Source organism: Aeromonas sp. S11(2024), assembly GCF_041402345.1.
GTDB lineage: Bacteria > Pseudomonadota > Gammaproteobacteria > Enterobacterales > Aeromonadaceae > Aeromonas > Aeromonas veronii.
In genome coordinates, this window is sequence record NZ_JBGLRC010000002.1 from 287521 (window position 1) to 310930 (window position 23410).

18 protein-coding genes are annotated in these 23410 nt (G+C 58.8%); 14 read left to right on the plus strand and 4 right to left on the minus strand.

Annotated elements, in window-relative coordinates; all coding sequences use genetic code 11:
- Nucleotides 1-81 precede the first annotated feature (81 nt).
- Nucleotides 82-2712 (minus strand): TonB-dependent receptor, encoded by a 2631-nt coding sequence (locus ACB040_RS03140; protein WP_338772398.1) that lies wholly within the window; start codon nucleotides 2710-2712, stop codon nucleotides 82-84.
- Nucleotides 2713-3451: 739 nt separating this feature from the next.
- Between ACB040_RS03140 and ACB040_RS03145 the strand changes: the two genes are divergently transcribed.
- The 5 genes from ACB040_RS03145 (at nucleotide 3452) to ACB040_RS03165 (ending at nucleotide 9727) form a co-directional block, all read left to right on the plus strand.
- A complete protein-coding gene (locus tag ACB040_RS03145) occupies nucleotides 3452-4477 on the plus strand; it encodes an ABC transporter permease subunit (protein ID WP_031227629.1) in 1026 nt (341 codons plus the stop codon).
- 106 nt (nucleotides 4478-4583) lie between these two features.
- A complete protein-coding gene (locus ACB040_RS03150) occupies nucleotides 4584-5627 on the plus strand; it encodes an ABC transporter permease (RefSeq protein WP_013724081.1) in 1044 nt (347 codons plus the stop codon).
- A 149-nt stretch (nucleotides 5628-5776) separates the two neighbouring features.
- The gene (locus ACB040_RS03155; protein ID WP_338772403.1) at nucleotides 5777-7594 is read left to right on the plus strand and encodes an extracellular solute-binding protein; all 1818 of its coding nucleotides are present in this window, start codon (nucleotides 5777-5779) and stop codon (nucleotides 7592-7594) included.
- A gap of 31 nt (nucleotides 7595-7625) precedes the next feature.
- A complete protein-coding gene (locus tag ACB040_RS03160) occupies nucleotides 7626-8684 on the plus strand; it encodes an ABC transporter ATP-binding protein (protein WP_371153189.1) in 1059 nt (352 codons plus the stop codon).
- Nucleotides 8681-9727 (plus strand): ABC transporter ATP-binding protein, encoded by a 1047-nt coding sequence (locus ACB040_RS03165; protein WP_371153191.1) that lies wholly within the window; start codon nucleotides 8681-8683, stop codon nucleotides 9725-9727. Before ACB040_RS03160 ends, ACB040_RS03165 begins: the two co-directional genes overlap by 4 nt.
- 101 nt (nucleotides 9728-9828) lie before the next feature.
- Here the strand turns inward: ACB040_RS03165 and ACB040_RS03170 are convergent, their stop codons facing one another.
- Nucleotides 9829-10440, minus strand: coding sequence for a YitT family protein (locus ACB040_RS03170; protein ID WP_005349421.1), 612 nt, complete (start codon nucleotides 10438-10440; stop codon nucleotides 9829-9831).
- Between the two features lie 243 nt (nucleotides 10441-10683).
- On the opposite strand from ACB040_RS03170, the gene ACB040_RS03175 reads away from it, so the two are divergent.
- From ACB040_RS03175 to ACB040_RS03195, 5 genes are all read left to right on the plus strand, one after another.
- Entirely contained in the window at nucleotides 10684-12063 is a 1380-nt protein-coding gene (locus ACB040_RS03175) for a UDP-glucose/GDP-mannose dehydrogenase family protein (RefSeq protein ID WP_371153193.1), read from the plus strand.
- On the plus strand, nucleotides 12060-13073 hold the full coding sequence (locus ACB040_RS03180; RefSeq protein ID WP_338772410.1) for an NAD-dependent epimerase: 1014 nt from the start codon (nucleotides 12060-12062) through the stop codon (nucleotides 13071-13073). The genes ACB040_RS03175 and ACB040_RS03180 overlap by 4 nt, the downstream gene beginning before the upstream one ends.
- A gap of 110 nt (nucleotides 13074-13183) precedes the next feature.
- A complete protein-coding gene (locus ACB040_RS03185; RefSeq protein WP_338772412.1) occupies nucleotides 13184-13789 on the plus strand; it encodes a DUF2076 domain-containing protein in 606 nt (201 codons plus the stop codon).
- Nucleotides 13790-13992: 203 nt separating this feature from the next.
- The gene (locus ACB040_RS03190; protein ID WP_043822919.1) at nucleotides 13993-14181 is read left to right on the plus strand and encodes a hypothetical protein; all 189 of its coding nucleotides are present in this window, start codon (nucleotides 13993-13995) and stop codon (nucleotides 14179-14181) included.
- A 155-nt stretch (nucleotides 14182-14336) separates the two neighbouring features.
- On the plus strand, nucleotides 14337-15194 hold the full coding sequence (locus ACB040_RS03195; RefSeq protein WP_338772414.1) for a lytic transglycosylase domain-containing protein: 858 nt from the start codon (nucleotides 14337-14339) through the stop codon (nucleotides 15192-15194).
- Nucleotides 15195-15202: 8 nt separating this feature from the next.
- Here ACB040_RS03195 and ACB040_RS03200 read toward each other — a convergent pair whose 3' ends face one another.
- Nucleotides 15203-15766 carry a YgjV family protein gene (locus tag ACB040_RS03200; RefSeq protein WP_338772415.1) on the minus strand — a complete coding sequence of 188 codons (564 nt, stop codon included), beginning with the start codon at nucleotides 15764-15766 and terminating at the stop codon, nucleotides 15203-15205.
- Between the two features lie 57 nt (nucleotides 15767-15823).
- The gene (locus ACB040_RS03205) at nucleotides 15824-16399 is read right to left on the minus strand and encodes a Crp/Fnr family transcriptional regulator (RefSeq protein ID WP_204482605.1); all 576 of its coding nucleotides are present in this window, start codon (nucleotides 16397-16399) and stop codon (nucleotides 15824-15826) included.
- Between the two features lie 242 nt (nucleotides 16400-16641).
- Between ACB040_RS03205 and ettA the strand changes: the two genes are divergently transcribed.
- The 4 genes from ettA to glnE all read left to right on the plus strand — a co-directional run bounded on the left by ettA (nucleotide 16642) and on the right by glnE (nucleotide 23401).
- Nucleotides 16642-18309, plus strand: a complete 1668-nt coding sequence (ettA, locus tag ACB040_RS03210; protein ID WP_005338959.1) for an energy-dependent translational throttle protein EttA — start codon at nucleotides 16642-16644, stop codon at nucleotides 18307-18309.
- Nucleotides 18310-18402: 93 nt separating this feature from the next.
- Nucleotides 18403-18732 carry a hypothetical protein gene (locus tag ACB040_RS03215; protein WP_005343410.1) on the plus strand — a complete coding sequence of 110 codons (330 nt, stop codon included), beginning with the start codon at nucleotides 18403-18405 and terminating at the stop codon, nucleotides 18730-18732.
- Between the two features lie 264 nt (nucleotides 18733-18996).
- Nucleotides 18997-20340 carry an NCS2 family permease gene (locus ACB040_RS03220; RefSeq protein ID WP_005343409.1) on the plus strand — a complete coding sequence of 448 codons (1344 nt, stop codon included), beginning with the start codon at nucleotides 18997-18999 and terminating at the stop codon, nucleotides 20338-20340.
- 187 nt (nucleotides 20341-20527) lie between these two features.
- Nucleotides 20528-23401, plus strand: coding sequence for a bifunctional [glutamate--ammonia ligase]-adenylyl-L-tyrosine phosphorylase/[glutamate--ammonia-ligase] adenylyltransferase (glnE, locus tag ACB040_RS03225; RefSeq protein WP_371153198.1), 2874 nt, complete (start codon nucleotides 20528-20530; stop codon nucleotides 23399-23401).
- Nucleotides 23402-23410 lie beyond the last annotated feature (9 nt).

Genomic DNA, 23410 nt, shown 5'->3' on the forward strand with positions numbered 1-23410 from the left:
ACCCTATCTCCGTAACTTCCTTGGACGTTGGGCACAGCCGGCCCGACCGGGCCGGCTGAGGTTGTATATCAACAGGGTTGATTAGAACTTGTAATTCGCTCTCAGATAATAAGTTCTACCGAGCACATCATAAGTAACGGTATCTGTATTCGCTGACAGTGCATTCAAGATAAGTGGCGGTGTTTTATCAAACACGTTATTAATACCTGCAGTTAAACGCAGCTCATTGGTTACTTGATACCGTGCGTTCAAGTCATGGTAAACCATGCTGGGTACTTTAAAGTCTATATCACTATCTGTGTAAGTAACACCTTTGATATAGCGCGCAGACCAACTTCCTCCCACTTTTTCATTAAACAGATCCAATGACATTGTTGAGCGCCACTTTGAATAATTTCCAATTTGGTCGCTCACAAACGAGCCCGCATAATCCAGTGTTTCACCATTTGGCTGAGTCACCTCATATTTCTTTAAGTATGAGTTCTCCCAGTTAGCAGCAAGCATTGCAAAATCGAAATCGTAGGCATATTTAACATTGAAATCTATGCCATTGGTTTCCAACGAATTCAAGTTTGCATAGGTGGCATCAATCCCCATTATTTTTCCATCTGGCGCTCGATCTATCTTGTCGCAGAACTGGCCACTAGAAAAACACTGATCCAACATATATTGAGGATTAACAACATCAATAACGTCATCCAGTTTAACCGACCAGAGATCGACTGTCAGAGATGCATTCTCTATATACGAAGGTGAATATACCGCCCCCAAAGAGGTACTATATCCTTGCTCTGGTTTTAGCTCGCTATTACCACCGTAGTAAACTGGCTTTTGCGGATCATCATCTTGACCGGTGGGGTCTGTCAATGGATCAAAGCTCTGTGATTTACCGCTATAGAGATCAGAAATTGTCGGTGCTCTGAATACATCCGAATAAGTACCACGCAACATCAGGTCACTATAGGGGCGATAGGTAATGCTATAACCCATCGCGATATTGTCACCAAATGAGCTGTAATTGTCATAGCGTGAAGAGACACTCGCTTCCAAAGACTCTACGAAAGGCTTATCTGACAATAATGGAACGATCAACTCGCCATACAAAGAGTTAACGTCATAACTCCCCTTGGTGGCTGTTTCTGCATTACCGGTTGCATTACCAAGGGATACCAATGCATCTGGATTAGTTTCGCCACTTTCCTTGCGTACCTGATAGCCGGTAGCAAACCCGATAGTGCCTGCTTGCCACTCTAGCAAATCACCAGACAAGTTAAACTCCAATGACTGCTGCTCATTTGAGCCATTGTCATTACGGGTAAAACTCGCATATTTGAGCGCTTCCTGGCTTAAGCCACCACCAAACAAGTTCCAAGGCACACAACCAGCAATTACTTTTCCACCAGAGTCAAGACACTGCTTGCCATCAGCAGATGTTGCGCCAATGGCATTATTAATACGGTCCTTCATAAACACATTTTGTTCAGACTCAGTCGTTTTGGTCTTGCCATACACAAACGCTGTATCCCAAGTCCAGGAGTTTTCAAGTTGCCCATCAAAGCCTAATACCAATCGGCTAGTTGATGAGTCAAACATCCTATTTCGACCACCCGCTTCAATAGTACGATACCGCCAGTCAGATATATCCTCACCAGTTGTATTAAATGCATTATCTTTCGAGATGGGATTCAAACCATCAGTACCTGAAGCCAATGGTGTCGCGGCCAATAAATAATCTGATTGACGATTTAAATAAGAAGCTTCAGAGAAAAACCTTGTTTCCCCCAGCACACCCAATTGCCCCAGAGAGCGATCTCCAAAAAAGGATGTATACCAGCGCTTGCTTGGTGTTTTTAAGTAGTTTGCCGGAGCATAATTATATGCGTCAGCAACAGAATCATATGGACGAAGGGTTGCACTGCCTTCAGGCCCCTTTGTCAAAACCCCTTGACTAGTTTTGAAATAGCCCCAAGGGACACGGCTACTGCCACCAATATACTGGCCTCCCGCGCCGTCATGCTCATAATCAACATTTGAAAAAGAACGGGCTCCGGCCATTGCTTCTTTTTCTTCAACGAGACCTGCAGAGAAAACATAGTTGGAAACATCAGTTGAACCACCGGCAACCATGTTCACATCGTGAGCTTCTGCATCGGATTTACTGGTTTGACCAATTTGACCATTCAGCTCAAACCCATCAAATCCAGTCTTGGTGATAATGTTAACCACACCGCCCACTGCATCAGCACCATAAATGGAAGATGCTCCATTCTTAAGGATCTCAACACGCTCAATGATTGCAACAGGAATAGTATTCAGGTCAACAGATGAATTCGCGCCAGAGCCGCCATACACCATTCGTCTGCCATTCACCAATACCAACGTTCTTTGCGTGCCCAAACCTCGCAGATTTACGGTAACCGTACCATTGCCACCGTTGTTAACAGATGTACTTTGGGCCTGGCCTGAAATAGCTGGAATACGCTGCAGAATATCACCAACAGAAGTTAAACCACTTCTTTCGATGTCGGCTTTGCTCATCACCTGCACAGGTTGTGCAGTCTCAACATCAACACGGGAGATACGGGAGCCAGTGACTTTGATTTTCTGCAGTTTTTCGACGTTCTGCCCTTCTTCGGCAGATACGGATGGGGACGCCGCAAGGCTCGCCAAGGCGAACGCAATCGCAGCAGAGATTCTGCTCTTCCTAAGCATCGCTTATATCCTTCCTGGTTGTTTATTGTTTGCTTCCTGATACCGCCCTCTTTGGAGCGATGTGTAAGGCTTATCAATCTTTGACTAGCGACGTCAATGGAGCAGGGGTATGGCGAGGTCAGGCGTAGAATAAGCGGAGTGTATTAATTTTGACCGGCATAATTAGTGAATAATTCTGCCAAAAACAACTTGCGCAATGTAAAGACATTGTTAAATGGCGTAAATAGCGCTGAATTAAAATTTGATGAACTTATTAGTTAACGTGCTATCCGTTTATATCTTATTTTGATTTATCGGCATTAATAAGAATAAAACACTAACTTCATGAGGGTTGCACCTGACCGTTCTCATGGGGATAACAGATAAAATTGTCGAGATGATATCGTTTTCCTTCAATTTCACACCCCAAACAAAAGCATTACAAATCAATAACTTAGAATCACACAAAACCAAAACAAACAGCTGTTTATATTTTTTAAAATAATGTTGAGCAGTAGCGTTTTGTTTTGATTTTCACTTTTCAGATAAAAAACGTCATTTTTCGATGCTTTTGGTCTCAGCGGGTCATTTGTCCCAGTTTTCCATTTCCTTGTACTTGATTTTTGTTGCAGAGCTTTTACAGTGGCCAAGCGGATTGTCTGCTGTTTGGCAACCAATCCAGCGCGTAATGCCAGGAAGGACAGGCCCGTCACCGGATTTGACTGGCCGCAAAAAAGAACAACAAGGACGAGGTTCCACCATGCTGTCGTATTTCCTACGCCGGATGCTTTTGATCATCCCGACGTTTCTCGGTATCACCCTGCTCGTCTTCACCATCACCCGTTTCGTGCCGGGCGGTCCGGTCGAACGCATGCTGCTGCAAGCCCAGGTTTCCCAGAATGAATCTGGCCGCTCCAGTGGCAGCAAGGGGGCGCAGGCCCTCTCCGATGAACAGATCGAGGAGCTCAAGGCCTTCTATGGCCTCGACAAGCCGATGCTGGTCGCCTACTGGGAGTGGCTGCAGAAGTTGGCGGTGCTGGATCTGGGCGAATCGACCCGCTACTACGAACCGGTGTGGGATCTCATCAAGGAGCGGCTCCCGGTCACCGCCTTCTTCGGGCTGGCGACCTTTCTGCTGAGCTATGCGGTCTCCATTCCGCTGGGGGTGGCGAAAGCGCTCAGGCACAACAGCCGCTTCGACTCGTTGAGCTCCATGCTTATCTACATGGCCTATGCCCTGCCCGCCTACGTGGTGGGGATCTTCCTCATCACTGTCTTCGCCTTCCATCTGGAGTGGCTGCCGATGGGCGGTTTTCCGGGGGACGACTTTGAATATATGGAGAGCAGCTGGGATCAGATCCGCACTGTCTTTGCCCACGCCCTGCTGCCGCTTATCGCCTACGCCATCGGTGATTTCGCCATCCTCACCATGACTATGAAAAACAGCCTGATGGAGAACCTGTCGGCCGATTATGTGCGTACTGCGGTGGCCAAGGGGTTGCCGTTTCGCAAGGCGGTCACCGACCACGCCATGCGCAACAGCCTGATCCCCATCGCCAGCCACCTGGGGTCAGTGCTCACCGTTTTCTTTGGCGGATCCTTCCTCATCGAGACCATCTTCAACATCGACGGCATCGGCCTGCTCGGTTACGAGGCTATCGTCGAGCGGGACTACCCCACCGTCATGGGCATTCTGGCCATCACCTCCATGCTGATGCTGATTGGCAATATCGTCTCCGATATCTGCGTTGCCCTCGTTGATCCCCGCGTGCGGTTTGGAGATTGACCATGCACCAGACCTCTATTGCCATGCCGATGCTGATATCACGCCATATCGTCTCCGATATCTGTGTTGCCCTTGTTGATCCCCGCGTGCGGTTTGGAGACTGACCATGAAGCTCAATCCGGTTACCTTGAAAAAACTCAAGCGCTTCAAGTCGATCAAGCGCGGTTACTACTCCTTCATCATCTTCACCACCCTGGTGCTGCTCTCCCTGCTGGCGGAGCTGCTGGTCAACAGCCGGGCACTGATGGTGAGCTATCAGGGCCAGCTGCATTTCCCCACCTATGGCGATGTGATCCCCGGTCAGCAGTTCGGGCTCGATTACGAGTACGAAACCAACTACCGCCAGCTCAAGGCCAAGTTTGCCGCAGAGGGCCAGGGCGACTGGGTGCTGCTGCCGCCGGTGCCCTGGAACCCCTACGAGCAGGATTTCAAGGAGGATGCCTACCCACCCTACGCCCCCAGCGCGGCTGAGCGCCACTTCCTCGGCACCGACACCAGCGGCCGAGACGTGCTGGCGCGACTGGTTTACGGCTTTCGCATCGCCATCGGCTTTGCCTTTATCGCGCTGGCGGCCAGTTACGCCATCGGAGTCACCATCGGCTGTCTGATGGGCTTTCTCGGCGGCCGCTTTGACCTCATCCTGCAACGCTTTATCGAGATCTGGTCCCAGGTGCCGTTTCTCTACGTCATCATGATCCTGGTGTCGCTGGCCAAGCCCAACTTTGGCCTGTTTGTCGCCATCAACGTGCTGTTCGGCTGGATGGGGATCACCTGGTATATGCGCACCCTCACCTACAAGGAGCGGGCACGGGACTATGTGATGGCAGCGCGGGCGCAAGGGGCGACCACCGGGCGGATCATCTTCAACCACATCCTGCCCAACACCCTGATGATGATCGTCACCCTGGCGCCGTTCGCCGTGGTGGGCAATATCTCGACCCTGACGGCACTCGACTATCTGGGCTTCGGGCTGGCACCGCCGACCCCGAGCTGGGGGGAGCTGCTCTCCCAGGGCATCAACAATCTGGATGCCATCTGGATCGTCAGCTCGGTGGTGGCAGCGGTGAGTCTGGTGCTGATCATGGTCTCCTTTATCGGCGAGGCGATCCGCGAGGCGTTCGATCCGCGCAAATTTACCCGTTACCAATAAGCCTGCCGATGCCAGCGCATCGGCAGGCGTCGGGTAACGAACAGTGATTACTGAAGGACGGGCCGCCGCCATCGGCGGTCCCGGGAGCAAGGGATAATCCCGTTATCAATCAAGACCCCCAGTGCAGGGGCCAGACTTGGAAGTCAAACATGAAAAATAAAATCAAATGGATAGGTGCTCTCTTTGTGCTGGTAAACGGATCCTGGGTCTGGGCGGCCAGCCTGCCCGCGGATCTCAAATGGGAGACCAACGACACGGATCCGGTGTTCGCCTCCCCCAAGGCGCAGCCGGGCGGCAGCCTCAATATGTTTGTGGAGAGCTTTCCGCTGACGTTCCGCACCGTGGGGCCTGACTCCAACGGTTCGTTCCGCTCCTTTATTCTCGATAACCAGTTGCGACTCATCAGCTTCCACCCCAATACCGGCAACCCCATCCCCTCGCTCGCGACCCACTGGGCCATCGCGCCAGACAGCCAGACCGTCTACTTCAAGCTGGATCCGCGAGCCAAATGGTCGGATGGCAAGCCGGTCAATGCCGATGACTACACCTTCGGCTACGAGATGATGCGCTCCAAACACATCAAGGGGCCTTGGTTCAACAACTACTACACCACTGAAGTGGTAGCGGTAGAGAAGATCGATGATCACACCATTATGGTCAAAGCGGGCAACCGCAAGGCCAAGATGGACCTGCTCAACACCACCGAGCTGTGGCCCCAGCCCAAGCACTACTACAAGCTGACCCCCAACTGGGTGAAGCAGTACAACTGGGCCGTGGTGCCCACCACAGGTCCCTACGTGATCAGCGACGTCAAGAAGGGCAAGTCGGTCACCTTCAGCAAGCAGAAGGATTGGTGGGCAAAGGATGATCGCTACAACCAGCACAGATTCAACATCGACACCATCAAGGTGCAGGTGATCCGCGACCACAACATCGCCTTCCGCCACTTCCTGAAAGGAGAGATCGATACCTTCGAGATGATCCTGCCCAACTGGTGGCATGAAAAAGCGGTCACCCCGGAGTACAAAAAAGGCTACGTGCAGAAGGTGATGGCCATGACCGACACCAAACAGGGCGGTCAGGGGGTGCACCTCAATGTGGCCAACCCCAAGCTGGCGGACGTAAACGTGCGCCTCGGCATCCAGCACGCCTTCAACATCGACAAGATGATCGAAACCGTGCTGCGCGGCGACTATGACAGAGCCACCACCTTCGACTCGGGCTTTGGCGAGTTCACTGACATCACGCTGCCAGAGCGGGCTTATGACATTGGCAAGGCGCGGGAGTACTTTGCCAAGGGCGGCTACAACAAGCCGGGGCCGGACGGCATCCTGCAAAATGAGAAGGGGGAGCGGCTGACGCTGGCGCTCACCTACACCAGTCAGGAGCACTCCAAGCGCCTGACCGTGCTGAAAGAGGAGGCCAAGAAGGCGGGTCTCGATCTGGAGCTTAACCTGGTGGATGGCGCCACCGGTTTCAAGGTGATGCTGGAGAAGAAACACGAAGCGGCCTGGCTCGGCTGGGGCGGCGGCGGTCTCTATCCGCAATATTGGGAGTTTTTCCACTCCGCCAACGCCAACAAACCGCAGACCAACAACCTGTTCAACGTAGCGGACAAGGAGCTGGACGCGCTGATCGACGCCTACAACGTCGAATTCGACATGGCCAAACGGGCCAAGCTCTCCCAGCAGATCCAGCAGCGCATCTATGACCTCGCCATCTTCGTGCCCGGGGTGCAGCTCAACTATGTGCGGGCCAGCAGCTGGCGTTATGTGATGCTGCCGGAAGTGCCTGCCACCAAGAACACGCCGGATCTGCTCTACTGGCCGATGGATGGTTATCCTCACAGTAGCGGCGGTTTGCTCTGGCTCGATCCCAAGGTGAAGGAAAAGACCCGCAACGCCAAGGAGGCAGGGGAGGCGCTGGCGCCCATCAACCTGCTCGACAAGACTTATGCACGTCATTGATATTCAGGCCATTGCGAAGGGATCAGCCGTTATGCCCAACACTCAGGCCCCCATTCTTGACGTACCGGATAACGGGGGGGAGTTCGCCGTTGATAACTGCCAGCACCAGGCCCCAATCCTCGAAGTACGCGATCTCGAGGTGGAGTTCGCCGTCGACGACGGCAAGATCAAGGTGCTCGACGGGGTCAGCTTCAAGGTGGCCCCCGGTCAGACGCTGGGGATCGTCGGCGAGTCTGGCTGTGGCAAGAGTGTCACTTCACTCGCCATCATGGGGCTCTTGCCCAAGCCCCACGGTCGGGTGGTGGCCGGTTCCATCCGCTTTCAGGGGGAGGAGCTGCTGTCGCTTGCGCCGGATCAGATGTACAAGGTGCGCGGCAACCGCATCTCGATGATCTTTCAGGAGCCGATGACGGCCCTCAACCCGGTGCAGACGGTGGGGGAGCAGCTGATGGAGGTGTTTCGCCTCCATCGCCCCGAGTATGACAAGGCCCAGCGCAGAGCCGCGGCCATTGCCATGCTGCAGAAGGTGGGGATCCCGGAACCGGCCCAGCGCTTTGCGGTTTACCCTCACAACCTCTCCGGCGGCATGCGCCAGCGGGTGATGATCGCCATGGCGCTCTCCTGCGAGCCAGACCTGCTTATCTGCGACGAGCCGACCACTGCGCTGGATGTCACCATTCAGGCCCAGATCCTCGAACTGATGAAAGAGCTACAGGCCCAAACCGGGATGGCCATCATCTTTATCACCCACGATCTGGGGGTAGTAGCTGAGCTGTGCGACGAAGTGGTGGTGATGTATGCCGGACGGGCGGTAGAGCAGGCCGATGTGTTCGAGCTGTTTGACCACCCGCGTCACCCCTATACCCACGGCTTGATGAGCTCGATCCCGCGGCTCGAGGATGAGCCCAAGAGCCTGCTCAAGACCATCAAGGGACAGGTGCCAGCCCTACACGAGATGCCCGCTGGCTGCCGCTTCTCCAACCGCTGCCCCCACGCGACCGATCTCTGTGTCAGCGCCATTCCGGCGGTGGAGCAACTCAATCCGCGCCACCATGTCGCCTGTCACTACTGGAAGGAGTTGACCGTATGAGCACTCTGTTATCGGTCAGGGATCTGAAACAGCACTTCCGGCTGGGAGGCGGGTTCCTGCGCAAGCAATATACGGTTCATGCGGTGGATGGCATCAGCTTCGATCTCAAGCAGGGGGAGACGCTGGGGCTGGTGGGTGAGTCGGGCTGCGGCAAGTCCACCCTCGGGCGCAGCCTGCTCAAGCTGTTCGAGCCGACCGCAGGCACCATCACCTTCGAGGGGCGCGACATCACCGCCCTCAGCCCGAAGGAGATGCGCTCCCTGCGTCAGGAGATGCAGATGGTGTTTCAGGACCCTGCAGAATCCCTCAACAGCCGCCACACCGTGGGCCAGATCCTGGAGGAGCCCTTTATCATCCACGGTAAAGGCAACACTGAGCAGCGGCGCGGCTGGGTGCAAGAGCTGCTGGCAAAAGTGGGCCTGCCGGGCAGCGCTGTAGATCGCTACCCCCACGAGTTTTCCGGCGGTCAGCGCCAGCGGATCGGCATCGCCCGCGCCATCGCCCTCAAGCCCAAGCTGCTGGTGTGCGACGAGGCAGTCTCGGCCCTCGATGTCTCGGTGCAGTCGCAGATTGTCAACCTGCTGCTCAGCCTGCAGCGGGAGATGAACCTCTCCATCATCTTCATCGCCCACGATCTGTCGGTGGTCAAACATATCTCGGATCGCATCGCAGTGATGTATCTGGGACGCATCGTCGAGCTGGCGGATGCCCAGTCACTCTATCTGACGCCGCGCCACCCTTACACCCAGGCGCTGATCTCCGCCATTCCGGTACCGGACCCGCGCAGACGCAGCCAGCGCATTCTGCTGACCGGCGATGTGCCCTCCCCCATCTCGCCGCCAAGCGGCTGCCACTTCCACCAGCGCTGCCCCCATGCGACCGAGCTGTGCAGAAGCAAGGCGCCAAGGCTTGAGGCGTGTGATGAGTCCCATCATCAGGTGGCCTGTCACACCCCGCTCGCCGTCGGTGGTCACGCTATCAGCGGCAGCGCCATCAGTGGCAACGCCATGAGCGGCGACAGCAGGCTGGAGCAGGCGAGCTAGGCGCAGCGAACAAACATCAGGGTAGAAACAGACGAGGCGGCCATCAGGCCGCCTCGTGCTATCGGGTCACGCTTGTCTTATCGAGCCACTGCCGCAGCTTGTCAGGCAATCTGGTAACGGCCGGGCTTGTGGTTGAGTGTCAACACCAGATTACAGATAACCGCCGCCACGATGGAGAGCGCCAGGATCCAGGGCTGCACCACGAAAAACGAGGCAACAACAATGGCGCAATCGAGCCCCATCTGCAGCTTGCCCGCCCGGATGCCAAAGCGATCCTGAATAAAGAGCGCCAGAATGTTGAAGCCCCCCAGACTCGACTTGTGACGGAACATGATGAGCAGCCCCATACCAATCAGGGTACCGCCGATCAGCGCCGCATAGAGGGGCTCTATCTTGCCGATCTGCAACACGCCGTTGAGGTGATCGGTCATGTAGGAGACCGCCGCCACCGAGACAAAGGTGTTGAAGGTAAAACGTGGCCCCATCCGCAGCCACGCCAGCGCATAGAAGGGCAGGTTGATGCCGAAAAACAGCAGGCCGAAGCTGATGCCGGTCACTTTTTGCAGCAGCAGCGCCAGCCCGGCAGTACCGCCAGTGAGCAGGCCAACCTGATGAAACAGAAAGATGCCGAGGGAAACAAAGCCGGCCGCCGTCAGCAGGGCCAGCACATCCTCATAAATAGGATGGGCAGTGCGAATCGAGGTGTTGTCCATAACCTGTATCCAAGCGAAGTAAAGAGAGAGTGTCTGTCGCCTGCCGTTGCTGGCGGGCTGCGAGCCCTGTCCACAGGGCTTCGTTATGGGGTCCAGTCTATTTTTTGTGAAAAGGATCACAACAGTCTGGCTGAACGCCCCATTCTGGTGCCTGTCATCTGGCATTGACACTCGCTGCACCAAGATGCAGCATGCCGCGGTTTAAGCGCATCATCCCCCCATTCACAGCACGAGGCACTTTTCATGAAGGTCACCATTTTTGGCACAGGCTATGTCGGGCTGGTGCAGGCCGCCGTTCTGGCCGAGGTGGGCCATCAGGTCTGCTGCGTGGATGTGGATGACGAGCGGATCGCCGCCCTCAGGCTGGGGCAGATCCCCTTCTATGAGCCGGGGCTGGCCCCGCTGGTCGAGAGTCATCTGGCAAGCGGCCGCCTGAGCTTCACGGTCGATCCCGCCATTGCCGTGGCACACGCCGACCTGCTGCTGATCGCCGTGGGCACCCCGGCTGACGAGGATGGCTCGGCCGATCTGCAACATGTGCTGGCAGTGGCCGACACCATAGGCCGACTGATGAGCAGCCCCAAGCTGGTGGTGACCAAGAGCACAGTGCCGGTCGGCACGGCGCAGCAAGTAAGGGAACATATTGAGCAGCAGTTGGCCGAGCGTGGGCTAGACCTCGCCTGCGAGGTGGCCGCCAATCCCGAGTTTCTCAAGGAGGGAGCGGCGGTCAACGACTGCATGCGGCCGGACCGCATCATCATCGGCTGTGACAGCGAGCGGGCGCTTGAGCTGTTGCGTGCCCTCTACGCCCCCTTCAACCGCAATCACGACCGGATCGTGGTGATGGATCTGCGCAGCGCCGAGCTCACCAAATACGCCGCCAACGCCATGCTGGCCACCAAGATCTCCTTTATGAACGAGATGGCAGCCCTCGCCGAGCAACTGGGGGCCGATATCGAGGCGGTGCGCCAGGGGATGGGGTCCGATCCCCGCATCGGTTACCACTTTATCTACCCGGGCTGCGGCTACGGCGGCTCCTGCTTCCCCAAAGATATCAAGTCGTTGCGCCATACCGCGACGAGTGTCGGCTGCGACGCCCCGCTTTTAGCGGCGGTCGAGCAGGTCAACCAGCGCCAGCAACAGAAGATGGCGCAAACCCTGAGGACCTGCTTCGGGCCGGATCTGCGCGGCCGCACCTTCGCCCTGTGGGGGCTGGCGTTCAAACCCGGCACCGACGACATGCGCGATGCGCCGAGCCGCCCGCTGCTGGCCGCCATCTGGGCTGCCGGTGGCCGGGTGCAGGCCTTTGATCCCAAGGCGATGGAGCGCGCCCGCCAGATCTACGGCCAGCGGCCGGATCTGCTGCTCTGCCCGACTCAGGAAGCGGCACTGGAAGGGGCTGATGCTCTGCTGATCTGTACCGAGTGGCAGGCGTTTCGCGCCCCCGATTTCCAGCAGCTGAAAGCGCTGCTCAACCAGCCTGTCATCATCGATGGCCGCAACCTCTATGAGCCGCGCCAGCTCAGCGAACTCGGGTTTGACTATCACGCCATCGGGCGACCACATCTTCCCGCCAAAAAGCAGCCTGCCAACACAAGTTGCAACCCGGAGACTCAACCATGATCTATCTGGTCACCGGCGTCGCCGGCTTTATCGGCTTTCACGTGGCCAGCCAGCTGTGCGCCGCTGGTCATCGGGTAGTGGGGATCGACAACCTCAACGACTACTACGAGGTGAGTCTGAAAGAGGCGCGGCTGGCCCAACTGGCCAGTTTCCCCAATTTTCGCTTCGAGCGGCTGGATCTGGCAGATCGCGAAGCGATGGCGACCCTGTTTGCCAGCCACCGTTTCGAGCGGGTGATCCATCTGGGGGCGCAGGCGGGGGTGCGTTACTCCATCGACAATCCGTTCGCCTATGCCGACAGCAATCTCACCGGCATGCTGACGGTGCTGGAGGGGTGTCGTCACCACGGGATTCAGCACCTCATCTACGCCTCCTCCAGCTCGGTCTATGGCATGGGGGATCAGATGCCCTACTCCACTGCGCAGCAGGTGGATCACCCGGTCTCCCTCTACGCCGCCACCAAGAAGAGCGGCGAGCTGATGGCCCACGCCTACTCGGCGCTCTATGGCCTGCCCACCACAGGGCTGCGCTTCTTTACCGTCTACGGCCCCTGGGGTCGGCCCGACATGGCCATAATCAAGTTCACCCGCGCCATCCTCGCGGGAGAGCCTATCGACGTCTATAACAACGGCGATCTCAGCCGCGACTTCACCTTTATCGACGACATCGTCGCGGGGATCCTCGCCGTGGCCGACCAGCCGCCCCGCCCCAATCCCGATTGGCACGCCAGCGAGCAGAGCGCGGCCGAGAGCGCAGCTCCCTACCGCATCCTCAATATTGGCAACGGCCAGCCGGTGCGGCTGCTCGATTTTATCGAGGCTCTGGAAGAGGCCATCGGCAAACCCGCCATCAAGCGGATGCTACCGATGCAGGCAGGTGACATGCACGTCACCTGGGCTGACAGCGAGCCGCTGCACACCCTCACCGGCCTGCGCCCCGCTGCGCCCCTCAAGCAGGGGGTTGCCGAGTTTGTCCGCTGGTATCTCGACTACTACCGGCCCGCCCGCTGACGAGCGCGGGTAGCCCCTCAGTCATTGATGAGTTAATCAGATACCACTGATGCCCCGCGGGTTTTAGGATGGCTAAACGCACTGTCTGCGCACCATAGCGAGGATTTGAGATGCAATCACAGGAACAGGGTCTGATCGATGGACTGTTCGACCGCCTCAAGCAAGCGCAAGCCAGGGATAGCAAGCGAGACCAACAAGCGGATCAGCTGATCCGCCAGCATCTGGCCCAGCAGCCCGATGCCCCCTACTACATGGCCCAGGCGCTGCTAATTCAGCAGGCTGCCCTTACTCGCCTCAACGAGCGGGTCAAGGAGCTGGAAGCCAGCCAGAGCGCCCCAAATGGTGGCAGTTTTCTCTCCGGCCTGTTTGGTAGCGAAAGCAGCCCTCCTCCGCGCTTTACGCCGCCACCGGCATCCGCTCCTGCCCAGCTAGCACCCCGTGCCAGCTCCTTTTTGGGCGGCGCCCTGCAAACCGCCGCCGGTGTGGCCGGTGGCGTGATGCTGGCCGATATGATCGGCGGACTGTTTCACAACAATCGGCCCGAGGAGATCATCGACATCATAGAGCCAGCGCCCATCGCCAATCCGGTCGATGCGGAACCGGTACGCTGGGACGGCTGGGATTCACCTCCCGATGCTGGCAGCAGTTTTCTCGACGACGATAACCTGAGTGGCGGCTGGGCCGACAGTGACGATAACAACGGCGGTTTCTTCTGACCGTCAAACCATTACTGGCCCCGCATCTGGTGGGGCTCAACTCGATACGAAACCCATGACTATGGAAAGTGTGATGACACCACGGATCGGCAGCGGCATGACGCGATATACTCAGCGCGCTTCGTGCCACCCGGGAACAACTCCCGACCCCAGGTGCTCTGTCCGTGGCCACGCAACCCCCCCATGACGACAAGGAGCCACCCATGATCCGAACCCTGCTTTTGACCGGTGCCGCCATTGCGGCCTATGCCCTGACCCAGAGCCACTCTCTGCTTCCCCTGCTCAGCCTGCTGGCCCTGCTTTCGCTCTGGGTTGTCAGCGAAATTGGCAGCTTCTATCGCGCGCTTCCTCCCGCCGTGCTGGATGAGCAGGAGTATCACCACGACTTTTAACCGGATGAAAAATGGTGTGAAACTGTCGAGATACCGTTAGTTCCATACCGTTTTGCTCTCTGAAATCAACCGGCTATAACAACAGGATCCACTGGGTTCGTGGCGATAGCAGCCATGTTCCTCTATATCTTCTGTACTCAAACAGGAGATAACCCATGAGGCACATCAGCGAAAACGGACTGTTTTTGCTGCTTTTTTTGTCGTTGTTACTGGCAGGTACGCCGCGGGCGATGGCACAGGGCAGGGATTTCAGACAGGCCCCCAAGGCGCTGACGGCGATCAAGCAGGGTCAAGTGGCCCAGCAACACGGCAATCTGCAAAAGGCCATCACCCTCTACTGTGTCGCCGCCAGCACCGGCAATCCCGAAGGATATTTCCGGATCGGCCGCCTGCTCGCCACCGGCCCCGCCTCGGTACGCAGCGCAAAGCTGGCCAACAGCTACCTCGCCATGGCAATGCGCCTTGGTAACCGACAGGCTGCCCGCTACTACAACGCCCGCATCGGCAATGCTCCCATGGGTGATCAGTGCGGCATCGGGATCCATGGCAGTCAGGGTGGCTATCTGGCCGGGCTCCCTTCCACCCCCTTCAATGTCGACACCTGGGTTGCCCGCCAGCCTCCTGCCAAGCAAAAACTGGTCACCATGCTGCGCCACGCAGCCAAACACCATAAGGTGGATGCCCGGCTGGTACTGGCGATTGCCATCGCCGAATCCAATCTCAACAGCCGTGCCGTTTCCCCCAAGAATGCCCAAGGGCTGATGCAGCTCATCCCCGAAACCCAGCAACGGTTCGGGGTAACCCGGCCATTCGATCCGGCCCAGAACATCAAGGGTGGCGTCAGTTATCTCAAATGGCTGGATCGCCGCTTCGATGGCAACTGGGTGCTGATCTCGGCGGCCTACAATGCCGGGGAAAAAGCGGTGGAGCGCTATGGCGGGATCCCACCCTATGACGAGACGCAGGAGTATGTGAAACGGGTGCTCTACTTCGCTGGCCACAAGCAGCCCTGAGCGGGAGGTCAGGAGCTCGCCCGATCGGAAGGCGGCACACGCCTCTTTCTGCGGCCACTGTGGCGACCACGCCCCCAATAATCGAAGCCATAGTGACGGTAGTAACCCACCAGATTGCTGACCAGAAACAGCCCCTCCATCAGCGCGGCGACCGGTGAGCCCACCAGCAGATTGTTAACCAGCCAGCAGAGGGTGCCGAGCAGCATCCAGCGCCGCAAAAGGCGATCATCCGGGCAAAACGCGGCCCGGGTTTGCAGCAAGCTAGCCAGCAGCCCGATCCATGAGAGCAAGCCCTGATAGGTCGCCAGCGCCGCCGCACAGGCCAACCCCATGAAAAACCACATCAAGATGCGGCGAACCAGCCAGATGCTGACCAGAAAGCGCATGCTGGCCAGCAGCAACAGGCTGGCGGCCGACCACTGCCCGAGCAGGGCAAAGTGACCGGCATTGAGGGCGCAGGAGAGGGCCAGACAGGCCAGGATCCTGCGGCGCGCCCGCAACTGAAACGACAACAGATCGAGCAACAAGGCCAGGCTCACCACCAGCTGCGACCACAGAAACAGCGACATCATCCACACCTCATCCGCCATTTGGATGGCGCAGCATGAGGGGATGGTCGGAGAGCGGCATTAACCCGTGTTAATGCGCCTGCGGATCCGTGACAGGGTGACCGGGCTGATGCCGATGTAGTTGGCGAGCTGCACCTGAGTGAGCCGCGCAGGCCAGTGAGGGAAGGTGTGGCAGAGCTCCCGATAACGCTCCTCGGGAGAGTGGAGCAGCAAAAATGCCTCCTTGCGCTCCTTGTAACCGAGCTGCTGGCGTAGCAGGGCCATGCAGACTGGCTGCCAGGCGGGCTCTTCCAGCAGGGCGAGCGGCACCCGAACTACCTGCAACTCCGTCAGCGCCTCCAGCTGGTAGCGGGCGGGCGACCCAGTGAGCCAGCTGTCATAGAGCAGGCAGAGCTCCCCTTCGAAGTAGAACTCCTTGCAGCGCTCCTGTCCGTCCCGGGTGTAGTGGCAGGCGCGAGCGATGCCCGCTTCGATATAGAAGGCAGCTTCCTGCTCTGCCCCTTGCGCCAACAGTGCCTGACCGGCGCGCAGCGTCTGCCGTGGCAAGCGCAGGCTGATGGCTTCGCTCAGGGCAGCGTCCAATCCCATTGTGCAGAGAAAGGCGGCCAGTGAAGGGGCTTGAGGAGATGGGTTCATGACGGCTCCGGAACAAAACGGCAGCCCACATCATGCCCAAATTGCACGGCTGATGCAGCAAGGCGTGACCGCTCCGGCAAAGGGGAGACACAGCCGGGTGCCACCTTTGCCCCCCCTCGTCCGTTGGTTTACAATCGACGGGTTTTTTGGAACCCGGTTGACCTGTGTCGACCTGGCCCCACCACGACATCAGTCTGTTAATGCCAAGACATTAACCTGCTGAAAAGGAAGAGAATTAGCCAATGGCTCAATTTATTTACACCATGAACCGGGTCGGCAAGGTAGTGCCGCCTAAGCGTCATATTCTCAAGAACATCTCCTTGAGCTTCTTCCCGGGCGCCAAGATCGGCGTGCTGGGTCTGAACGGCGCTGGTAAATCGACCCTGCTGCGCATCATGGCCGGCATCGATACCGAGATCGAAGGGGAAGCCCGTCCGCAGCCCGGCATCAAGATCGGCTACCTGCCGCAGGAGCCGAAGCTGGAGCCGGAGCAGACCGTACGCGAAGCGGTCGAAGAGGCCGTTGGCGAGGTGAAGCGCGCCATGGCTCGTCTGGACGAGGTCTATGCGGCCTACGCCGACCCGGATGCCGACTTTGACAAGCTGGCCCGCGAACAGGGCGAGCTGGAAGCCATCATCCAGGCCCAGGGCGGTCACAACATGGAAAACCAGCTGGAGCGTGCGGCCGATGCCCTGCGCCTGCCGGCCTGGGATGCCAAGATCAAGCACCTCTCCGGTGGTGAGCGCCGCCGTGTGGCGCTCTGCCGTCTGCTGCTGGAAAAGCCGGACATGCTGCTGCTGGACGAACCGACCAACCACCTGGATGCGGAATCCGTGGCCTGGCTGGAGCGCTTCCTGCACGACTACGAAGGCACTGTTGTGGCCATCACCCACGACCGTTACTTCCTCGACAACGTGGCGGGCTGGATCCTGGAGCTGGACCGCGGCGAAGGTATCCCGTGGGAAGGCAACTACTCCTCCTGGCTGGAGCAGAAGGACGCACGTCTGGCGCAGGAAGCCAGTTCCGAAGCGGCTCGCCGCAAGTCCATCGAGAAAGAGCTGGAGTGGGTTCGTCAAAACCCGAAAGGGCGTCAGGCCAAGTCCAAGGCCCGTATGGCTCGCTTCGAAGAGCTCAACACCAACGACTACCAGAAGCGTAACGAGACCAACGAGCTGTTCATTCCGCCCGGACCGCGCCTCGGCGACAAGGTGGTTGAAGTGGCCAACCTGCGCAAATCCTACGGTGATCGTGTACTGATCGACGATCTGTCGTTTGCCATTCCGAAGGGTGCCATCGTCGGCATCATCGGCCCGAACGGTGCCGGTAAGTCGACCCTGTTCCGCATGATGTCGGGTCAGGAGCAGCCGGATTCCGGCGCCATCACGCTAGGTGAAACCGTGGTGCTGGCCTCTGTCGATCAGTTCCGCGACAGCATGGATGACAAGAAGACGGTCTTCGAAGAGGTCGCTGACGGTCAGGATATCCTGCGCATCGGCAACTACGAGTTCCCGAGCCGCGCCTATATCGGCCGCTTCAACTTCAAGGGTTCCGATCAGCAGAAGCGGGTTGGCGAGCTCTCCGGTGGTGAGCGCGGTCGTCTGCATCTGGCCAAGCTGCTGCAGACCGGCGGCAACGTGCTGCTGCTGGATGAACCGACCAACGATCTGGATATCGAAACCCTGCGCGCCCTCGAGAACGCCCTGCTGGAGTTCCCGGGTTGTGCCATGGTCATCTCCCACGACCGCTGGTTCCTCGACCGTATCGCCACTCACATCCTTGACTATCAGGATGAGGGCAAGATCGAGTTCTTCGAAGGTAACTTTACCGAATACGAAGAGTGGAAGAAGAAGACCTACGGCGCCGAGGCGATCCAGCCGCACCGCGCTAAATATAAGCGCATCGCCAAATAAGGCTGACTGCGTGCTGAGGGGAGCTTCGGCTCCCCTTTCTCTTGCCTTTTGACTTACAATCCTAGACGGATGCCTTTGCATGGATGTAGCACGATGACGACCCCCATAGAGAAAAAACTCACCATCCAGATCCGGGTTGAACCGGGTTGCCTCGGGCCGGATGGCAAGGAGCACATAGAGACCTTCTGTGCTGCTGCCGCCAAGATTTTTGCCGCCGTGGAGCCCGAGCTGGTGAGCTGGGTGCTGATCCCCCGCTACGACAAGCAGTTGCCGGAGCAGGAGTTCTTTATCGAGGGGCGCAAGCTGACCGAAGAGCAGGCAAGCCTCTTTCTGCGCCGCTTCGGCCGTGAACTGGGTGAGGTTCAAGACCGGCTCGACTCGGTGCTGGCCCAGCTGGTCGAGCGCTACTTCAAGACCCTGTAAGCCCCCAATTTTCGATAAAAGGTTCTCTGCTGAGAACCTTTTTTAATGCTCAAAAAGCAAACGTTTGAATTTTTACTCTATTCATTGATCTGCTTCGCAGATCCGGGGTTTGTAAACGGCGCCGCCTGTGTAAAAATGTGCGCGCTGTCACGGTATCAGGACGAGTCTGGTTACTTAACCGCCAGAAACAGGGCAATTTACCCCGCATGGATGGGATAGCCCGTTCCCCTGCTGCTTATTTCACGTCACCTATTGGAATCCAACATGAATCAACAACACCAAGCTGCCAATCAGGCTGCCGGGCAAGGATTGCTTGAGCGCCTGTTTGCCCTGCAAGGCCATGGCACTACCGCCCGCACCGAAGTGATCGCCGGTATCACCACCTTCCTGACCATGGTCTACATCGTGTTCGTCAACCCGCAGATCCTCTCTGCTGCGGGCATGGACACCCAGGCCGTGTTCGTCACCACCTGCCTCATCGCCGGTATCGGCAGCATCCTGATGGGCCTGTTGGCCAACCTGCCGATCGCGCTGGCCCCCGCCATGGGCCTTAACGCCTTCTTCGCCTTCGTGGTGGTCGCGGGCATGGGTTACTCCTGGCAAGTGGGCATGGGTACCATCTTCTGGGGCGCCATGGGTCTGTTGATCCTCACCCTGCTGCGGGTGCGTTATTGGCTGATCGGCAACATCCCGCTCACCCTGCGGGTCGGCATCACCGCCGGTATCGGTCTGCTGATCGCCCTGCTCGGCCTGCACAACGCCGGGATCGTGGTGGCCAGCCCCGCGACTATGGTAACCGTGGGCAATCTCACCTCCCTGCCCTGCCTGCTGGGTCTGCTCGGTTTCTTCCTGATCTGCATCTTCTCCGCCCGCGGCGTCCACTCCGCCGTGCTGATCGCCATCGTGGTCACTACCGGTCTGGGCTGGCTGTTTGGCGATGTCACCTTCAAGGGCTTTGTCTCCATGCCCCCCAGCATCGAGCCGGTGTTCGGCCAGCTGGATCTGATGGGATCGCTCGATATCAGCCTCGCCGGGATCATCTTCTCCTTTATGCTGGTCAACCTGTTCGACTCCTCCGGCACCCTGATCGGCGTCACCAACCGCGCCAAGCTGGCCGATGACAAGGGGCACTTCCCGCGCATGAAACAGGCGCTGATGGTGGATAGCGTCAGCTCCGTCGGCGGCGCTTTCATGGGCACCTCCTCGGTCACCGCCTTTATCGAGAGCAGCTCCGGCGTCGCCGTCGGCGGCCGTACCGGTCTGACCGCCATCGTGGTCGGCCTGCTGTTCCTGCTGGCGATCTTTTTCTCTCCGGTCGCCGCCATGGTGCCGGCCTACGCCGCCGCTGGCGCGCTTATCTATGTGGGCGTACTGATGTGCTCCGAGCTGACCCGGGTGAAGTGGGAAGACCTGACCGAAGCGGTACCGGCCTTTATGACCGCCGTCATGATGCCGTTCAGCTTCTCCATCACCGAAGGGATTGCCGTGGGCTTTATCTCCTACTGTGTGATGAAGGCGGGCACCGGTCGCTGGCGTGAGATCAACCCCTGCGTACTGGTGGTCGCCCTGCTGTTCGTCCTCAAGTTCGTCTGGGTCGACAGTCACTGATAATGACTAGTGCAATCCGATGGGCTCCCGACAGGGAGCCCATTTTTATTTGCCGGATCATGCTTCTCGCCCCTGCGCTGTGACGCGGGGGCCTGACAGTGCTAGATTGGCAGCCACCATTTTGAACCGGCAGCGTTGTTAACCTCGTGTCGTTAACCCGCTGTCGTGAACCACAAGGACGGCAACCGTGGCCCAGCACTCTCCCTCTTTCTCCGCCCTCTCCCCCCTGCTGCAAGAACAGGCCGAGTGCCAGTGGCAGCGACTGGTCGAGCTGGCCCCCGACTATGGCAACCAGCCCGAGCCCGTTCGCCAGCCCCTGCTGACCCTGCTTGGCCTCTCCGATTTTGTCGCCGACTCCCTCTTCAAACAGCCCGAGTTGCTGACCGAACTGCTCGCCTCCGGGGATCTGGATCAGGCCGAACGCTGGCCCACCTACCAGCGCGATCTGACCGCCCTGCTCGCCGAGGTAAGCGATGAAGAGGCGCTCAAGCGTATCCTGCGCCAGTTCCGCCGCAGCCGCATGCTGGTGATCGCCTGGCGCGAGCTGCTGGGCCACTCTGAAGTGGAAGAGAGCTTTATCCATCTCACCAAACTGGCGGATGCCCTGATCTGCTCCGCTCGCGACTGGCTCTACGCCAAACAGTGCAGCGAGCAGGGCACCCCGATGGACGGCAATGGCAACCCGCAGCCGCTGCTCATTCTCGGTATGGGCAAGCTGGGAGGTGGCGAGCTCAACTTCTCCTCGGATATCGACCTTATCTTCACATTCCCCGAGAACGGCTACACGGTCGGCGGGCGGCGTGAACTCGCCAACCAGCAATTTTTCATCAAGCTGGGCCAGCGCATCATCAATGCCCTCCACCAGCCCACTCAGGATGGTCAGGTGTTCCGGGTCGATATGCGCTTACGCCCCTTTGGCGATGCGGGGCCGCTGGCCATCTCCTTCGCCGCCATGGAGGATTATTACCAGCACCACGGCCGCAACTGGGAGCGCTACGCCATGGTCAAAGCGCGGGTACTGGGGCCCCAGTGCGAGCACGCGGTGGAGCTGGCCGAGATGCTGCGCCCCTTCGTGTTTCGCCGCTATATCGACTTTGGCGTTATCGACGGCCTGCGCCAGATGAAGGCGATGATCGCCGCCGAGGTGCGCCGCAAGGGGCTGGAGGGCAACATCAAGCTGGGAGCAGGCGGCATTCGCGAAGTGGAGTTTATCGCCCAGGCGCTGCAACTTATTCGCGGCGGTCGTGAACCGGCGCTGCGGGTGCGCCACCTGCCCGAAGCGCTGGCCGCTATCGCCCAATGTGGCGCCCTCGAATCCGCCCATTGCGACCGCTTGCTGACGGCCTATCGCTTCCTGCGCCGGGTCGAAAACATTCTGCAGGAGATCGGCGATCAACAGACCCAGACCCTGCCCACCGAGGAGCGGGATCGCCAGCGGCTGATCGCCGCCCTCGGCTTTGCCGACTGGGGCACCTTTATGGCTTATCTGGATGAGGAGATGGCCGCCGTCCATCAGGAGTTCGCCGCCGTGGTGGGGGAAGAGAAGGAGGCCCCCGCCCATCTGGAGCAGCTCTGGCTCGATCTCTGGCGCACCGAGCTCGACGCCGCCGAGCTGGAAAAATTGCTGACTGCGCAGGGGGTGGCCGAGCCCGCCCCGCTCTGTGCCGCGCTGCTGCGCTTCAAGGAGGAGTACAAGCGCCGTCAGGTAGGGCCGCAGGGGCGCATCGCGCTGGACTGGCTGATGCCGGAGCTGCTGCGGCTGGTGGTCGCCAGCGAGCAACCCGCCCGCCTGTTCGAACGGGTCTGTGAGCTGCTGACCCGCATCTTCACCCGCAGCGCCTATTTGCAACTGCTGGCGGAGAACCCGGGCGCCCTGCGCCAGCTGGTGCGGCTGTGCGACGCCAGCCATCTGGTGAGCGAGCAACTAGCCCGCTACCCCATCCTGCTGGACGAACTGCTCGATCCCCAGCACCTCTACCACCCCACCCCGCTCGACCAGTACAAGCCCCAGCTGCGCCAGTTCCTGCTGCGCATCCCCGAGGAAGATGTGGAGCAGCAGATGGAGGCGCTGCGCCAGTTCAAGCAGGTGCAGTTGCTGCGCATCGTGGCGGCCGACATCGCCGGCGCCCTGCCGCTGATGAAGGTGAGCGACCACCTCACCTGGCTGGCGGAGGCGATCACCGAAGAGGTGGTCAATCAGGCCTGGGCCCAGATGAGCGAGCGCTACGGGGTGCCGCCCGAGGTGGCAACCAGCGGCCAGCGCGGTTTTGCGGTGGTGGCCTACGGCAAGCTGGGCGGTATCGAGCTGGGTTACGGCTCGGATCTCGATCTGGTATTCCTGCACGGCGGCGACCCCAACAGCTACACAGATGGCCGCAAGCCCATCGACAGCCGCCAGTTCTACCTGCGCCTGGCCCAGCGGATCCTGCACCTGTTCAGCACCCGCACCCCCTCCGGCATTCTCTACGAGATCGATATGCGGCTGCGCCCCTCCGGCGACTCCGGCCTGCTGGTCTCGTCGCTTTCGGCCTACGAGCAGTATCAGCAAAACGAGGCTTGGACCTGGGAGCATCAGGCGCTGGTGCGGGCTCGCCCCATCTATGGCGATGATGCCATCGTTGCCGAGTTTGCCCGTATCCGCCGCGATGTGCTGGCCAAGGAGCGGGAGCTGCCGACCCTGGCCCGCGAGGTGCGCGAGATGCGCCACAAGATGCGGGATCATCTGCTGAAAGCGGGTGCTGGCGAGTTCGACCTCAAGCAGTCCCCCGGCGGCATGGTGGATATCGAGTTTATCGCCCAGTATCTGGTGCTGGCCCACGCCTGCGGCGAACCCGATGCCCTCACCCGCTGGTCTGATAACGTACGCATCTTCGACGAGTGCGTCATGGCGGGGGTGCTGACCCTGGAGCAGGCGGAGGGGCTGAAGCAGGCCTATCTGGAGATCCGCAACCTCGGCCATCGCCTCAACCTCTCGGAGATCTCCCGCAAGGTGAGCGACGATCAGCTGCAGAGTGAACGCAGCCATGTACTCGCCGTCTGGCGAACCCTGCTGGGGGAGTAATTACCGCCA

What these genes read in the sequence shown, in the direction of transcription:
- ACB040_RS03160 (WP_371153189.1), top strand. Translation starts at nt 7,626, where the DNA reads ATGCCCAACACTCAGGCCCCCATTCTTGACGTACCGGATAACGGGGGG.
- ACB040_RS03165 (WP_371153191.1), top strand. Translation starts at nt 8,681, where the DNA reads ATGAGCACTCTGTTATCGGTCAGGGATCTGAAACAGCACTTCCGGCTG.
- ACB040_RS03205 (WP_204482605.1), bottom strand. Translation starts at nt 16,399, where the DNA reads ATGAACCCATCTCCTCAAGCCCCTTCACTGGCCGCCTTTCTCTGCACA.
- ACB040_RS03155 (WP_338772403.1), top strand. Translation starts at nt 5,777, where the DNA reads ATGAAAAATAAAATCAAATGGATAGGTGCTCTCTTTGTGCTGGTAAAC.
- ACB040_RS03220 (WP_005343409.1), top strand. Translation starts at nt 18,997, where the DNA reads ATGAATCAACAACACCAAGCTGCCAATCAGGCTGCCGGGCAAGGATTG.
- ACB040_RS03195 (WP_338772414.1), top strand. Translation starts at nt 14,337, where the DNA reads ATGAGGCACATCAGCGAAAACGGACTGTTTTTGCTGCTTTTTTTGTCG.
- ettA (WP_005338959.1), top strand. Translation starts at nt 16,642, where the DNA reads ATGGCTCAATTTATTTACACCATGAACCGGGTCGGCAAGGTAGTGCCG.
- ACB040_RS03150 (WP_013724081.1), top strand. Translation starts at nt 4,584, where the DNA reads ATGAAGCTCAATCCGGTTACCTTGAAAAAACTCAAGCGCTTCAAGTCG.
- ACB040_RS03170 (WP_005349421.1), bottom strand. Translation starts at nt 10,440, where the DNA reads ATGGACAACACCTCGATTCGCACTGCCCATCCTATTTATGAGGATGTG.
- ACB040_RS03185 (WP_338772412.1), top strand. Translation starts at nt 13,184, where the DNA reads ATGCAATCACAGGAACAGGGTCTGATCGATGGACTGTTCGACCGCCTC.
- ACB040_RS03215 (WP_005343410.1), top strand. Translation starts at nt 18,403, where the DNA reads ATGACGACCCCCATAGAGAAAAAACTCACCATCCAGATCCGGGTTGAA.
- ACB040_RS03140 (WP_338772398.1), bottom strand. Translation starts at nt 2,712, where the DNA reads ATGCTTAGGAAGAGCAGAATCTCTGCTGCGATTGCGTTCGCCTTGGCG.
- ACB040_RS03200 (WP_338772415.1), bottom strand. Translation starts at nt 15,766, where the DNA reads ATGATGTCGCTGTTTCTGTGGTCGCAGCTGGTGGTGAGCCTGGCCTTG.
- ACB040_RS03175 (WP_371153193.1), top strand. Translation starts at nt 10,684, where the DNA reads ATGAAGGTCACCATTTTTGGCACAGGCTATGTCGGGCTGGTGCAGGCC.
- ACB040_RS03190 (WP_043822919.1), top strand. Translation starts at nt 13,993, where the DNA reads ATGATCCGAACCCTGCTTTTGACCGGTGCCGCCATTGCGGCCTATGCC.
- ACB040_RS03145 (WP_031227629.1), top strand. Translation starts at nt 3,452, where the DNA reads ATGCTGTCGTATTTCCTACGCCGGATGCTTTTGATCATCCCGACGTTT.
- ACB040_RS03180 (WP_338772410.1), top strand. Translation starts at nt 12,060, where the DNA reads ATGATCTATCTGGTCACCGGCGTCGCCGGCTTTATCGGCTTTCACGTG.